Origin of the sequence: Vibrio sp. Vb0598, assembly GCF_033338935.1 — a bacterium.
Lineage (GTDB): Bacteria > Pseudomonadota > Gammaproteobacteria > Enterobacterales > Vibrionaceae > Vibrio > Vibrio alginolyticus.
Genome location: NZ_JAWOTP010000003.1, coordinates 115,936 through 131,313 on the forward strand (window position 1 = coordinate 115,936; position 15,378 = coordinate 131,313).

11 protein-coding genes are annotated in these 15,378 nt (G+C 49.6%); 7 read left to right on the plus strand and 4 right to left on the minus strand.

All coding sequences use genetic code 11. The features are described from left to right. The first annotated feature begins 201 nt into the window (after positions 1-201). Genes R7Q38_RS04670 through R7Q38_RS04690 form a run of 5 tightly spaced genes read left to right on the plus strand, consistent with a single transcriptional unit; the run spans position 202 to position 7,450 of the window. Complete coding sequence (locus R7Q38_RS04670; protein WP_213905535.1) at positions 202-1,413, plus strand: acetyl-CoA carboxylase biotin carboxylase subunit family protein; 1,212 nt, start codon at positions 202-204, stop codon at positions 1,411-1,413. After that, positions 1,410-3,242, plus strand: a complete 1,833-nt coding sequence (locus tag R7Q38_RS04675) for an IucA/IucC family protein (protein WP_239938455.1) — start codon at positions 1,410-1,412, stop codon at positions 3,240-3,242. Before R7Q38_RS04670 ends, R7Q38_RS04675 begins: the two co-directional genes overlap by 4 nt. 6 nt (positions 3,243-3,248) lie before the next feature. After that, the gene (locus R7Q38_RS04680; RefSeq protein WP_239938456.1) at positions 3,249-4,454 is read left to right on the plus strand and encodes an MFS transporter; all 1,206 of its coding nucleotides are present in this window, start codon (positions 3,249-3,251) and stop codon (positions 4,452-4,454) included. Then, on the plus strand, positions 4,426-6,255 hold the full coding sequence (locus R7Q38_RS04685) for an IucA/IucC family protein (protein ID WP_239938457.1): 1,830 nt from the start codon (positions 4,426-4,428) through the stop codon (positions 6,253-6,255). The genes R7Q38_RS04680 and R7Q38_RS04685 overlap by 29 nt, the downstream gene beginning before the upstream one ends. Beyond that, on the plus strand, positions 6,248-7,450 hold the full coding sequence (locus R7Q38_RS04690; RefSeq protein WP_239938458.1) for a type III PLP-dependent enzyme: 1,203 nt from the start codon (positions 6,248-6,250) through the stop codon (positions 7,448-7,450). The genes R7Q38_RS04685 and R7Q38_RS04690 overlap by 8 nt, the downstream gene beginning before the upstream one ends. A gap of 72 nt (positions 7,451-7,522) precedes the next feature. Here R7Q38_RS04690 and R7Q38_RS04695 read toward each other — a convergent pair whose 3' ends face one another. The 3 genes from R7Q38_RS04695 to R7Q38_RS04705 are packed head-to-tail and all read right to left on the minus strand — an operon-like array spanning position 7,523 to position 10,897. Next, positions 7,523-8,767 (minus strand): ABC transporter substrate-binding protein, encoded by a 1,245-nt coding sequence (locus R7Q38_RS04695; protein ID WP_239938459.1) that lies wholly within the window; start codon positions 8,765-8,767, stop codon positions 7,523-7,525. Positions 8,768-8,769: 2 nt separating this feature from the next. Further along, complete coding sequence (locus R7Q38_RS04700; RefSeq protein WP_154204076.1) at positions 8,770-10,200, minus strand: ATP-binding protein; 1,431 nt, start codon at positions 10,198-10,200, stop codon at positions 8,770-8,772. Continuing rightward, positions 10,190-10,897 carry a response regulator gene (locus R7Q38_RS04705; protein ID WP_154204077.1) on the minus strand — a complete coding sequence of 236 codons (708 nt, stop codon included), beginning with the start codon at positions 10,895-10,897 and terminating at the stop codon, positions 10,190-10,192. Before R7Q38_RS04705 ends, R7Q38_RS04700 begins: the two co-directional genes overlap by 11 nt. 265 nt (positions 10,898-11,162) lie before the next feature. Here R7Q38_RS04705 and ptsG point away from each other — a divergent pair, with 265 nt between their 5' ends. Beyond that, complete coding sequence (ptsG, locus tag R7Q38_RS04710) at positions 11,163-12,605, plus strand: glucose-specific PTS transporter subunit IIBC (RefSeq protein ID WP_017447155.1); 1,443 nt, start codon at positions 11,163-11,165, stop codon at positions 12,603-12,605. A gap of 95 nt (positions 12,606-12,700) precedes the next feature. On the opposite strand, the gene R7Q38_RS04715 is transcribed toward ptsG, so the two are convergent. Further along, the gene (locus R7Q38_RS04715) at positions 12,701-13,147 is read right to left on the minus strand and encodes a DUF302 domain-containing protein (protein WP_053808215.1); all 447 of its coding nucleotides are present in this window, start codon (positions 13,145-13,147) and stop codon (positions 12,701-12,703) included. Between the two features lie 227 nt (positions 13,148-13,374). On the opposite strand from R7Q38_RS04715, the gene R7Q38_RS04720 reads away from it, so the two are divergent. Then, a complete protein-coding gene (locus tag R7Q38_RS04720) occupies positions 13,375-15,366 on the plus strand; it encodes a U32 family peptidase (RefSeq protein ID WP_239938460.1) in 1,992 nt (663 codons plus the stop codon). Positions 15,367-15,378 lie beyond the last annotated feature (12 nt).

Here is a 15,378-nt window from a genome sequence, read left to right on the forward strand (position 1 = left end):
AAATATTATTTCTATTTGCAATATTAATTTTATGCTCTATATTTATTTACCCTAAAAACACAACTAACAACAAAAAAAACCAAACATAATAACAATAAACACTAAAACTTCTGCCCTCCGTCTCGCGAGAGGCACATTGGAAGACGACCGTGAGCGACTTTATCAACGTTAGAAGAAAATGTTAGAAAATTAGGAAAGCTCATGAAATCTACGATGATTATCGTAAGTCATGTCGTTAACGATGCAGTCACTCACGGCTTCGTGCCTGCAGCTAAAGCGATGGACCTTCACGTCGTTCTTATCACCGACCACAAGCTAAGCCATTTAGAGCTGGCGAGTCGTGATAGTCACTTTAATCCGGATACCATTCTAGAATGTGATGTCTTCAACCCATTAGAACTCATCGAAACCATCACGGAGCATGAATTAAAGCCAGACGCTATTTTCAGCAATAGTGATCACTTACAAACTTCCACCGCCATCTGCGCGCAATTTTTTGGCCTTCCATCCAAAGATTGGTCTGTCACGTTAAAGGCCAAAAACAAACACTTAACTCGACAAGTGTTAAATGAAAAATCCTTACCCAACACACAAAGCTGTTTGCTGCATCGCCATTCGAATGTGGCATTAGGCATGGCCTTCCCTGTCGTAGCAAAACCCAAAGAAGGCGTGGCAAGTTTAGATGTACAGCGCTGTGACTCCCAAAGCGAGCTCGATGCTTACTGCGAGGCGTTTTGGCAAAAGCACCCAAACGCCGCCATTCTGGTGGAGCAGTTTCTTCAAGGACCGTTGGTTACGCTCGAAACTTTAGGAGACGGTAACCAACTTATCGCCGTGGGCGGTTTTGATGTGTCGCTCTCTGAGCCGCCTTACTTTATCGAAACCGCCGCAGACTGGAACGGACCAAACGGCATTGCTCACCGAGAAGCTTGCTTGGCTCAACTGAAAGCGTTCGGCGTTGGTTTTGGAGTTTGCCACAGCGAATTTATCATCACGGAAAACGGCCCAGTTTTGGTGGAAATTAACTACCGCAGTATTGGAGATGGCCGCGAATTCTTGCTCAACAATCTCGCTCACTTCGGTTGGTTTAGCACAATTTTAGGTCTGCATTTGGGCCGAAGATTGGACGGCGATTACCAAATTCATGGCTCAGCACACGTGCACTATGTGGTTGCGGAACACAGTGGTGTTATTGATGGAGATTCGACCTCCTTCATCCAACACGATGGCGATGTCATCACCCAGCAACAGGTACTAAAAACCGCGGGAGAACACTTCCAACAGAGTTATTCCAATAAGGATTATCTCGCCCGAATTTCGATTGTCTCACCATCAGGGCGAAACCTCGACCAAGCGCTGCAGAACGCGCTTAGCAATTTCGATCTCGCTCCGACTCGTGAGGTGGCAGCATGAATGACAACGCTTTGTATCTAACGCAACGATTGATCGACACTTGCTTACGCGAAGACATGTTTGGCATTTTGTCGAAAGCCAAGTTCAGTAGCGACGCGCCAAAAGGGGGAATTGTTCCTCAAGGCGAGCAAGTCTGGCTGATATTTGCCAACTCTGATTTCACGTTGTATTTACCCGTTGCGCCAACGTATTACATGCAGCACTGGCGCTACGGTCACGCCAATGACGAAACACGACCAGGTTGGTGGGTGGAGAAAAATGGCCAAGTCGAGCATCAACAGCATTACAAAGAGTGGATTACACTACTAACGACACTGGCGCATGAGAGCTCTCACGAATTGTTGGCGGGGTATCTTCAAGAACTGGAATGTGCAGAGAAACACAAAGCGCTGTGTGACCAAGCGTTTCATCATCACGCAGACCAAATTTCTCAACCAATATCCGAGCTTGGTTCTTGGCATCAAAAACTGCTGCTAGCCGACCAGATCGCTTCTTACCTTGACCATCCGTACTATCCAACTGCGCGGGCGAAGTTTGGTCTGAGCGATGAAGACCTTGCTAAGTACGCGCCCGAGTTTGCACCAAGCTTTGCTCTGCATTGGATTGCGATTGAAAAATCACTGTTGACATTAACCAGCGAACAACCTGATTGCTGGCCAACCATGGAGCAAGTTGGGCTTCCTGCTGATTTTGCACTGAGCCACGTACTGTTCCCTGCGCATCCGCTCACCCTGCGATCTTTAGAAGCCTTACCCGAAGGTATGATAGAAGCGCCTTTAACGTATCTAGACGTGACGCCGACGCTTTCCGTTCGTACGGTGGTCGTGAACGACGCACCGCACATTCACATCAAGGTTCCGCTGATCATGCGATCGCTAGGCACGAAAAATATTCGCTTAATCAAGCCTTCAACACTGTATGACGGCCACTGGTTTGAACGCCTACTCAGCCACCTTGAACAAACGGACGCCGACTTAAACAGTCGCTTGTTCCATTGCAACGAAAAGCACGGTGGACACGTCGGCGAGGATAAAACCTTCGCGTACATCGTACGTGAGTACCCACTTACTCATTGCGAAGATAAAGCGTTAGTTCCGGTTGCAGCACTGGCTAGCCCAATGCCTGACGACCGCTTGTTCTTAGAACACTTGGCAGAGCAGTACTATCAACAAGATACGCTGGCGTGGTTCCAAGATTACGTCGATCTATTATGCCAAGTGCACCTCACCTTGTGGCTTCGTTATGGCATCGCATTGGAGTCCAACCAGCAAAACGCCATCGTTGCATTTGATCAACAGGGCAGAATGACGCTCGCGATGAAAGACAACGACGCGGCGCGAGTTTGGCCAGAGCGCTTCCGCTTTGCAACAGACCATGCTGCCGAAAAACACGGCGCAAAAACAATTCCAGTGGATTGCGATGAACTGCTCGACCAACGCATCAAAGTCGACAATGAATTGGCGCTCGGTCAGATGTTTACCACCATCACACTGCAACTGGATATCGCAGCGATTGTAGAATCTATGGCAGCGAAGGGCATTGCCTCTTCAGCATCGCTTTACGCCATCGTGGCCAAAAGCATTGCAGAGCAACTCAACCGATTAGAAGGCGAAGGGTTAGAGACAAAACTGGCTCGCGAGTTGCTGCAAGAGGCACCTGACTTATACGCCAAGTACTTGTTGAGCTCTGGCAGTTTGCTTTCGAAAGAAGCCTCCGGCGCGAGCGACATCAATAAGTTCTATGGTTTGTCGGCTCCGAACTTCTTGCTGCTTTCTAGCGAAGAAGCGCAACGCGCCTACTTAGAAGCCATCAAAAAAAGCGTACGTTAAACGATTATGACCAAACTCATCTACAGTGTGTTGTTGTGCCACTTTATCGCTGCGTTTGCCGCGTTAGGTATGCCGCTATTTCTACCCGTCGTGTTGCCAACGTTAGGCGCAAGCATTGATGCGGACTGGGCAGGGGTATTGTTTATCCTACCCACGTTTTGTACTGCGTTGGCGGCACGATTTTGGGGCAGCTTTGCCGATCGCTATGGTCGCCGCCGCTCACTCTTGCGTGCGCAACTTGGCCTTGCAGCAGGGTTTGCGCTGTGCGGCTTGGCAGACAACCTCGCCATGTTTGTGTTTGGTCTTATTGTTCAAGGAACCTTTGGCGGCACCATGGCCGCCTCAAACAGCTACTTATCTAGTCAAATTAAAGAAGCCAAAACACTCGGCAAGTCACTTAATAAAACCCAACTATCTGCTCGCTTGGCGCTGATCGTTGCGCCCATTGGGCTCGGCTGGAGCTTGTCAGAGACCAACCCGCTCAACGCGTACCTGTGGTTATGCGTTTTGCCTTTAATTGCTATGGGCATCACGCTAGCACTGCCAGCGGATAAACCCGCCGAACAAAACCTCGAAAAGCCAAACTCAGAATCTCAGCAAGAACAACCCATTGCACAGAAAAACGCAATGCATGCCATTCGTTGGATCTTCTTTGCTCAGTTCGGGTTTGCGTTTTCTATGGTGGTGACCTTTCCTTACTTCTCGCCGTTTGTGCAGCAATATGGCATCACTAACCACGCATGGATCGGTTTTTTGTACGCACTGCCGCATGGCGTCTATCTGTTGCTGGCAAGCAAAATCCACGTGTGGTCAGATGGGTTGAATCGCAATCAACCGCTGCGCACGTTGTGGCTTGGGTTTGCATTGCTGGCCGTGAGCTCTGCCTTGCATTTGATTGCGTCCGAAACCGCACTCATTGCTGCGAGAATTATCTTCGGCATCGCGATGGTGTGTTGTTATCACGGATTGCATCAGCATCTTGCGAGCAATCTGGATCGCAAACTCAGTGGCAAAGTATTTTCTCGCTTTGATGCCATGTCCAAATGGGGTGGCGTGGCGGCGGGATTTTGCGCTTCTTTCATTTCTAGCTTGGGGCTACTTGAGGTTCCTTTCCTACTTTCTGCGATAGTCAGCGTAATCACCTTGATCGCGCTGGTTCTCCACTCAAAATTTGGAAATCAACATGTTACAAACTCAATCCTCTCAGACTAGCGAGTTGCGCGCGCATGATGTGCAGCTCAATCGTGAGAAAGCCCAACTCAACACGATAATGGGTGTTCTTAATTGTTACTTACGTGAATTTGCACTGCCGAATCAACAAGTGGAATGGCACTACCAATCGACATCGCTACCCCAAACGTTAAAACGCAACTATTCCGCCAAGCAGCGGGTAGCCGTTCATCTTTCTCAACAAAATGGCGTGCTGGTTTTGCCGATTCACTACGCGAGCAAACTGGGCAAAATCAAATTGGCAGAACTGCCTTGGGCGAAAATGCCGGGCTCTGGTTGGGCGAAATTGGATGCCACGCAAACTCTTACGCTTTTGCTTAACTATCTCAAGCAGGTGTTGGCGATCCCGTTCAACCATGAGCTGATCGAACAACTGGAAAATAGCGTGCTGGTTACCGAGCAGTTTCTCAACGTCGCGCCCAAATCGCATCACAACGAGTTTATCGCTTCGGAACAGTCTCTGATTTGGGGGCATACTTTCCATCCGACCCCGAAAAGTCGTTCGGGCGTCACCATGGATGATCTCTTGGCGTTTTCTCCAGAAGTCGGCGCGCAAGTCCCGCTGTACTGGTTTGAAGTGGATACGTCCTTACTTGATGTGCTGAGTTCCGACGGAGACGCTAACCCTGCGCAGCGCATGCTACAACAGCTCGCGCCACAACACGCCACCAGCAATGGGAAGACCCTCTACCCTTGCCATCCTTGGGAAAGCTACACCATTTTGAGCAACCCAAGCGTGAAGCGCGCCATTGAACAAGGCAAGATCACGCCACTGGGTTTAGGTGGTGAAAAGATGCAGCCGACCTCTTCAGTTCGTACCCTCTACCACCCAGATATGGACTGGTTTGCGAAATTCTCCATCAACGTACGATTAACCAATTGCGTGCGCAAAAACGCGTGGTACGAACTCGACAGCGCCGTGCAACTCACGTCGATTCTCAAACCAATTAGAGAAAACGAACAGCTGCACAACCCCGTATTTAAAGTGATGACAGAGCCTTACGCCACCACGTTGAATCTAGAAAGTGTCGCTGAGCACAACTGGGACGACAACACCAAAGCACGCGAATCGTTTGGGATTTTGTATCGCGAAAATTTCTCGCTGAGCGAAGTCGATATCTTAAAACCAACCCTCGCTGGCGCTCTGTTTGCTTACGACAAAAACGGCAACAGTTGCATTGCTCAACGCCTTAAAAACAAAGCGCGTCCTACGCAAAATCGCTATTCCGACATCGCGACACTTTGGTTTGAACGCTATTTGCATTGCCTGATCCCGGGCGTATTTAATTACTACTTCAAACACGGGGTGGCGTTTGAGCCGCATTTGCAAAACACCCTGATTGGCTTTGAGCAAGAGATGCCGTGTTGTGTTTGGATTCGTGATTTGGAAGGCACCAAGTTACTGCCGGAGTTCTGGCCAGCAGAAACTTTAACTGACTTGTCTGAACGCGCGCGACAATCGGTTTACTACAGTCGCGAACAAGGCTGGAATCGCATCGGATACTGCACCTTTATCAACAACATCAGCGAAGCGATTTTCTTCATCGCAGAAGGTGACGAGCCACTAGAGCAAACGCTATGGAATGCGGTGCAAAGTGCCATTGTGCGTTGGCAATCAGTGAATGGAAAACAGCCGGAACTAGAAGCGTTGCTGAATGGCGGTCACTTCCCGAGCAAAAATAATTTCACCACGCGTTTGATGCAAAAAGCCGATAAGGAGTCGGGCTATACCCAAGTCGCCACGCCTTGGCAGCAACACGAAAAAGGAGCGCAACATGTCTAATTCCCTCTCTCTACCGACACTCGTTTGCCAACAAGTTCACACACTCGCACAGCAGCAAAGTCAACCCTTGTGCGCATACGTGTATGACCTAAGCGCCTTAGAAGAACACATCAAACAACTGCGTCACGTTTTGCCGAGAAATGTCGAGCTATTTTACGCAGCCAAAGCCAATCCATCGGGCCCGATTCTTAAAACGCTCGCGCCGTATGTCGATGGTTTTGAAGCGGCATCTGGCGGGGAGTTGACACACCTCCACCAGCAACAACTCGATAAGCCATTGATCTTCGGTGGCCCCGGAAAAATGCTAAGTGAATTGCAACAAGCGATTGAGCTTGATGTTGATGCAATTCATGTCGAAAGCCTCACCGAGCTACAACGCATTGGAGCACTAACCGAGCGCCTCAACCGCCCTGCTTCGATCTTTTTGCGTATGAACATCGATATTGGCGACATCACGCTCAGCAAGTTGGCGATGGGTGGCAAGCCGACTCCATTTGGCTTGGACGAGTCCGAGCTGAGTAATGCTTTGATGTTGCTGCGCGATTTCCCGCAAGTGTCACTCAAAGGCTTCCATTTTCATTTGATGTCGCATCAGCTCGATGTTGAACGTCACTTAGCGTTAATGCAGCGCTATTTCCAAGTCGTGAAAACGTGGCAGCAGGAGTTCGAACTCAGTGAGCTGATGATCAACTTGGGCGGCGGTATGGGGATTAACTACCAAAACCCTGAGCAACACTTTCCGTGGATGGAGTTTTGCGACAAGTTGGAATTCCTCATCGCCAAAGAGCAAGTGCAAGACTGGACACTGCGTTTTGAATGCGGACGTTTCATCACGGCGGCATGCGGTTATTACGTGATGGAAGTGCTGGATATTAAGCAAAATCTTGGCGAAAACTTTGTCATCGCGCGCGGGGGAACTCACCACTTCCGCACGCCAGCGGCACAGAGCCATGATCATCCATTCGTCATCCTGAAAAGCGAGCAACACCATGAGGTTTCTCATCCAATTCAGCATGCACAAGCGACCTTTGTCGGCCAACTTTGTACGCCCAAAGATGTGCTGGCACGCAATCAACATGTCGCCCACGTCGATATTGGTGATTACGTTGTGTTTACCTTAGCGGGCGCCTATGCGTGGAACATCTCCCATCAAAACTTCTTGATGCATGAACCGCCGATCTTCCACTATTTTTAAACGGCATACTTCGCTTTACTCAGCCCCAATCATTGGGGCTTTTTTATTCCACTCGGCACAAATTAATTGCCATTAACCGCTTTGCGAAATAGCAATAATCCGTTTTATCAGCTCGTCGGGTTCCATCTTGGGATTGCGGTAAAAACGGAAGATTTCCGAGTTTATCGCTTGCTGAGCAACCGGATTGACCGCCATCGAATCAATCATACTCGGCACAGCGAGGTTGTGTTTCACGCCGTAGTGAAAGTCTTGATATGACTGGACCTGACACGGATTAAAATCGCTGATGTTGATATCGGTGCGTACCGGAATCGAGCCTTTTACCTTATTGAACTTAGCTTGAAACTCGACGTCTGCCAGTGCGCTTGCGGTTTGCTGAGCCGCCTCGGCAGAAAACGACTTGCTCGACATAAACACCAAACTGTCCATGTTGTAGAGGAATACACCATCGCTGTCAGGCGTTGGGTAACAGCCGACCTCTTGCGGGACCGAGACGTGATTGGCGAGCAGCTCACCCAAAATCCAATCACCGCCGATTTGAAACAGCGCTTGACCGTCGGCTAACGCTTGGGTCGCCGTATCCCACTTACTGTCGGGTAATTGGTTGTCGATCAACAAACTCAGGCGGCGAAATTGCGTCAACGCTTGGCGCAGGGTATCACTGTCGATGCTGTCTCGCTCAAGTTTAACCATTGCATTGGTGTAGAACTCAACGCCGCCAGTGGAGATCACTAAGTTCTCGAAAAGTTGGGCGACTTGCCACGGCTGCTCACCGACCGCGATCGGTACAATGCCATTTTGCTTCGCAAGCTCCATGGCAGCGAACATCTCTTGCCAGTTTTTCGGCGCTGACAGATTCAGTTGTTTAAGCAGTTTGTGGTTGACCCACAACCAGTTCAAACGGTGCAGCGTAAGTGGCAGGGCGATATAGCCGTTTTGTGTTTTGTTGATTTCAATAGACAGCGGGTAGAGCACTTCGTCCCAGCGCTGCTCATCGGCAACCGCGTTGACGTTGTGCAAAATACCGATGGCATCCCACGCCTTAATACTTGGCCCTTCGATTTGCGCGAAGCTCGGTGGATTGCCCGCCAGCGCGCGAGCTTGCAGTACCGTCATTGCGCTGTCGCCACCACCGCCTAGCACCGGGCTTTGCAGCAGCTCAATATCGTGCTGTTTCAGTTGTGCTTTAAGTGTTTGCAGCGCTTGCTGCTCGCCGTCAGAAGTCCACCAATGTAAAAATTCTACCCCTTGTGGCGACTCAGCGTGAGCGACGCAAGGGGCGAGCAACAGTGGGGACAAGAATGCCAGTTTGTTCATAGTCAGTCTCTCGGGAAAGTCAGCGTGGCGCAGAGGCCGCCAAACTGAGAATGGCTCAGCAACAAGTTGCCGCCATGAGCCTTTGCAATACTCTGTGAAATGGTTAATCCCAGCCCACTGCCTTCTTTATCGTTGCTAGCGCGAAAGTATGGCTGGCAGAGCTTTTCAAGTAATAAATCGTCAACACCGTCACCGTGATCTTCAATTTTAATTTGGATCGACTCTGGGCTTTCACTCAGTGTAATGTCCGCTTGATGGCCGTATTTGAGCGCGTTATCGACCAGATTCTGAATGCAGCGCTTAATTGCTAACGGTTTACCAGCAAAGTGGGTGCGGATTTCACCGTGGATGCGAATCGTGTCCGGCGCATCGGCGATATTGGCGGAAATGTGCTGAATCAGTTGGGTGAAATTGATCGGCTCGATTTCCTCGTGGATATCGGTCTCTTTAATGCATTGCAATGCGCCTTTGACCATCAAATCTAGGTCGTTACTCAGGCGGATAAAGCGTTCTCGGTCGGCGTCGTCATCCAGCATTTCCGCTCGCAGTTTTAGGCAGGCAATCGGCGTTTTCAGATCGTGGGAGATGGCGCTGAACAACATTTCACGGTCTTTAATATGGCTGTCGATGCGTCGATTCATTTTGTTAAACGCACGTACCGCCGCTTTCAGTTCGTTACTGCCTCGCTCAGAGACTTCGGGCACGTCTAATCGGCTCGACATCAGGGTTGCTGCTTTTGCCAGCTCTCGAATGGGTTGAATTTCTTTGCGAACGATAAACCAGGTACACAGCAACAGCATTAGCGCGGACAGCAATAGCGTCAGCCATTGGCGCAGCTCAAAATAGTTAGTCTCTAGGTTGATGTAAGGCGCGGGTAGCACCGCCGCGAGATAAAACCATTCGTTCTGTGCGACTTCGACCTGCATCACCAGAATCGGCGGATTGAGGTCACCAAACGAAAGCGAATAATGCGCCCACAATAGTGGCAGTTCATCGATAGGTAGCTCGTTGTTGAACACTTTGAGTTTGTCGCGCTGGGTGAACTCCACCTCGATATTAGGAATGCCGCTCAACTCACTTTCTAATACCTCGCGAACTTGGTTGATGACCAACGTTTTGCGTTCGCTCTCAGGCAGCGGGTCGACGTTAATCTGGTGATTGTTGAGTGAGACGAAGAAGCGCGTGCCGCCCATATTGCGTAGTTGATTGAGCACCAAGTGGCGGTATTCCGAAGGGAGGGTTTGAAAGAAGGCGATGGTAGAAGAAGCACTCAGTGCTAAGCTTTTGACTGTGGTGGTCAGGCCTTCTTTATCGCGTTCGCTGGCGTGTTGATACCAGATAATTCCGGATAATACCTGCGCCAGAATGATCACCAGCAACAGGAATACACTGGTACGAACGACCAGTGACCCCGTCCAGCGTTTAATTCTCATAATGCACGTCCGTGGTCAGCATGTAGCCTTTATTGCGCACCGTTAGGATCAGCGAACGGTCTTTATCTTCAAGGTGATGACGCAAGCGGCTGATCTGCACGTCAATGCCGCGTTCAAACGGGTCTGCATCGCGTCCCCAGATCTCGCGCGCAATGTCATCGCGAGACAATATGGATTGCGCGTGGTTGACGAATAAACCGAGCAGCGACAAATCCGCGCCACTCAGTTGCTTAACCTCGCGGCTAGTAACGTGGGTCAGTTGCCGGGTTACGGTATCTAACAACCAATCATCAAAACGCACTTTACGCGTCAGTTTGCTATTGGCGGTCGATTGGCTGCGTCTCAGAATCGTTTTGATGCGCGCGAGCAGTTCACGCGGACTGAATGATTTGGTGATGTAGTCGTCAGCGCCCATTTCTAGCCCCGCGACTCGGTCGGCTTCTTCAGTGACGGCGGTCAGCATGATGATCGGGATATCGGAGTTTTTGCGCAGTTTCTGGCACAGGGTAAAGCCGTCTTCACCGGGCATCATAATATCGAGGATGATCAAATCAGGATGGTGATCGTTGAGCAGCTGCCACATCACGCCGCCGTTTTCTGCGCAAAGCACTTCAAACCTAGCGCGGCCAAGGTAATCTGACAACGCTTCGCGAAGGTCGAGGTTGTCATCGACGACCAGTATCTGCTTGTTTTCCATCTTATTTTCCCTGTGCCTGCCCCTGTGCCTGCCCCTGAGTTTGGCGCTGGCCAATATGATGCATTCTTAAACGCCCATGCACAATCGAACCGATTACAATTTTCACTTCTCGGTGTAAGAGATTTGTAAGCGGCCACTTACAAACTGATTGCCTTTTGTAACCTTAGGCGCCGCCTTGCTCGCTATGATCATCCTGACCTAACGTGAAACAACATGACCTGAAGGAATCAGGTCCTACAACACTGGCATTCGTCAGGAGGAAACCATGTTTGCAAGTATATTTGGACAACTACAAAAAATAGGGCGGTCGTTGATGCTGCCTGTGGCGGTGTTACCAGTGGCTGGCTTGATGCTGGGTATTGGTAACGCGGGGTTTGCGTTTATTCCAGACGCGGTCAACAAAGTGATGCTCGCCGCCGGTGAAGGCGTGTTCGGCAACATGCAGTTGATGTTTGCGGTCGGTGTAGCGCTCGGGTTATCAAAAGGCAATGACGGTGCGGCTGCGCTCGCTGGCTTAGTTGGCCTAATTATTATGAACGCATCGCTCGGTATCGTGACTGGCTTGCGCGGCTTAGAAACTGACGCCACCATCATGGGCGTTGAGACGCTGCAAACCGGGGTGTTTGGCGGCATCTTTATCGGTGCGGTCGCGGCAATCATGTACAACCGCTTCTACAACATCAAACTGCCGGAGTATTTGGGCTTCTTCGCGGGTAAGCGATTTGTGCCCATTGTCACGGGTTTATCGGCGATCGTCGTTGGTGCGATTCTCGCGTTTGCATGGCCACCTGTCGGACAACTTCTTGATGCATTTTCTCATTGGGCAGCGTACCAAAACCCTGTTCTCGCGTGGGCGGTTTACGGCGCGGGCGAACGTTCATTACTCCCTGTTGGTTTGCACCACATCTGGAATGCGCCGTTCTTCTTTGAAGTCGGCAGCTATGTAGACCCAGAAACAGGCAAAGAGTTTACCGGTGAGCTCACTCGCTTCTTCGCGGGCGATAAAACCGCAGGTTATCTGTCTGGTGGCTTTATGTACTCCATGTGGGCACTACCAGCAGCGGCACTGGCGATTTACCACTGCGCGTCTCCTGAGCGTAAGAAAATAGTCGGCGGTTTGATGATGTCTGCGGCGTTGACCTCTTGGTTGACTGGTATCACAGAGCCAATCGAATTTACCTTCCTATTCGTCGCGCCAGTGCTGTACGTGATCCATATTTTCCTCACCGGTATTGCGTTTGCGATCACCGCGTTTTTGGAAATCAAACACAGTACGGACTTTGCGCACGGCGCGATCCAGTTCTTCCTTTACTACCCAATGTCGAGCAACGCGTGGATGTTCATCATCATCGGTCCAATCTGGGCGACGCTGTACTATGGCTTGTTCCGCTTCCTAATTGTGAAGTTGGATCTGAAAACGCCGGGTCGTGAAACCGACATTGCAGAAGTGAAGATTGCCGGACAGCCTGATGAAATTGCGGTGGATGTAGTCGCTGCATTGGGCGGCAAAGCCAATATCAAGTCAGTTGATGCGTGTATCACTCGTCTACGTGTCTCGGTGAAAGACATTGCCAATGTTGATGTTGCTAAGCTAAAAGCGCTCGGCGCGCGAGATGTGTTAGTGATTGGCGACAGTTTACAAGCGATTTTCGGTACGCAGTCTGATTCAATTAAGTCAGAAGTGCACAGCGTACTCGCCACCTCCTGATCTTACCTCCCCCAATCTAGGTAAGATTTGCCAACCTCCCAGCGAGGTTGGCTTTTTCGTTTTCGGAGTAAAAAAAGCGAAGCCAATAACCAGCCCTACTTCGCCGCCGCGTTGGTTAAATTGCCCAGCACGCCGCTGATTTTGTTCAATACCTCGTCACAGCCTTCAATATGATGGCGCTGCTTTAAATACATAGGATCGTTATAAGCTAACCACGTTTTGCCTTCATCATCTTCATACACCAACACTTTTTGGGGTAAATCGAGCGCCACTTCCTGCGCACAGATCATCAGTGGCGTGCCCACTTTAGGGTTTCCAAACACGATAACTTCGGTTGGTCGCAACGTCATATCGACTTTCGTGGCATTCTCTTGATGGTTAATGCGCGCAAAGACGTTCAACCCTTTTTCTTGCGCGATAGCGACAAATTTATCCGCCGTATCTTTTGCTGAATGCGTGCTCGCAACGGTTACCACGCCCTCACCAGCCAACGCACTCAATGACGTCAACGCCACGACCAACCCGATGATTACTTTTTTCATTTGTCGTCCCTTCCTCTCTCTGAGTCGAAAACTAGATATAGAAAAACCAAGTGTAGGAAAACTATAGAAGTCAGATTCCGCTATCGCGAATTGCACTCTACCCACTCAAGAGTCGACCGTGTAACACGGATTAATTGATTCAGATTAATAAAGCATTAACTAGCTGAGCATCAAAAGCGTGAAATACGTAACATTTGCAGCCTATTTTAGTAAGAAAGAGAAAAGTAGTGACACGCGATCAATTTGAGTTATTAGCACCCGGTGGTGATTTAGATTCCATCAAAGCCGCCATTGCCGCTGGCGCCGATGCAATTTACTGTGGGCTCGACCGCTTCAATGCTCGTAACCGAGCGACCAACCTCACCTTAGATAACTTAAATGGCGTGTTAACGTTGGCTCATCAGCACAGCTGTAAGATTTTCCTAACATTGAATGTGCTGATTTTAGAAAGTGAAATTCCGGCGATTGTTCGCTTACTCAGCCAACTGAACACCACCAAAATCGATGGCGTGATCGTGCAAGATCTCGGTCTGACCTATATTCTCAAACATCACTTTCCCGATTTGGATGTGCACGCGTCAACGCAACTGAACACGCATAACGAAGGCCAAATCCTCTTTCTCAACCAGCTCACCGCAAGCCGAGTAAACTTATCTCGCGAACTTAACATCGATGAAATAAAACATCTGGCGCAATTTGGTCGCGAGCACAACGTAATGATGGAAGTGTTTGTCCACGGCTCATACTGCATCGGATTCTCCGGAATTTGCTACATCAGTTCAGCTCGCAATGGCGCATCAGGTAACCGTGGACGCTGTAGCCAACCTTGTCGCGAACAGTACGAAACGACCAAAACAGGCAACAACTACCCACTCAATATGAAAGACAACTCCGCATTTAGCGATTTAGAAGCGCTTGCTGATGCGGGTGTGTATTCCTTAAAAGTGGAAGGACGAATCAAGAAATCGCACTACGTCTATACCGTGGTCGATAACTGGCGTAAACAGATTGATCGCTTGTGCGAGGGTTTGGAACTCTCTGAAGACACCACAGAGTTATACACGGTGTTCAACCGTGATTTCTCCAACGCATTTTTGCAAGGTGATTTCGGCAAGGCGATGTACATCGACAACCCGCGCGACCATGCTGTAAAGCATTTTTCGAAGGTTTACCAATGCCAGTCTGCTGATGATGTACAAGCGGTGAAAAAGAAACTCTACGATGACAAAACCGCGATCATTGAGAAAGTGGCAGAGCAAACTAAGTCGTTCGATGTCACTTCAACACAAGTATCCGGCAGCAGCTTGAAAGGGTCGATTGATGTGCCAACTCTGCCAGCGTTACCTCAACCAGAACCTCGCCAAGGTGCGCCAAAATTATCGGTTCTGATCTCGTCAGCACAAGAAGCCATGCTGTGCGAATACCACGACATTGATGTTTACTATCAATTGCCAATGGGATTGTCTGGTGAACTGAGCGCGATGATTGAATTGTTCCAAGCCAACCCAATGCTCAAACCTTGGTTCCCTGCCATTTTGATTGGCGAAGACTACCAATCCGCTCGTGTATTTTTGGAAACCATCCAACCTGAATTGTTGATCACCAACAACTCAGGCGTCGGCATGCTCGCAAAAGAGCTCGGCTTAGGCTGGGTGGCAGGCCCACAAATGAACACGGTGAACTCATACGCGTTTAAATGCCTTCAAGACGAGTTCGCGGCAAGTGGCGCGTTTGTTTCTAACGAGCTGAATATGAAGCAGATGCGTCACATAAAGCGTCCGAAAAACATGCGCAGCTTCTACAGCATTTATCATCCAAATACCCTACTCACGAGCCGCCAATGTTTGTTCCAACAAACCGAAGGATGCCGTAAGGTGAAGGTCAACAAAGGTTGTTTGAAACGCTGTGATAAACGCACGTCTATCATCAACTTAAAAGACAATCCTTACGTGGTGCAAAAACAGAAAGGCAGCCACAATTCGATCTACAGCGAACACAACGTCTTAAACCTGCAAGTGCTGCACGATCTGCCTCAATTATTTACCGATGTGTTGATCGATCTGCGTGATATCCAGACCGAAACGAAAGTCTCAGCAAGCAAACCTGAGTTGATTGACGCGTTCTTAGCTCTACTTGAAGAACACAGCGAACAAACCGTCCAAACGCTGAATGCCATGATTCAACCAACAGCCAACGCGCAGTATTTGAAGGGGTTATAGGGGAACAAAACT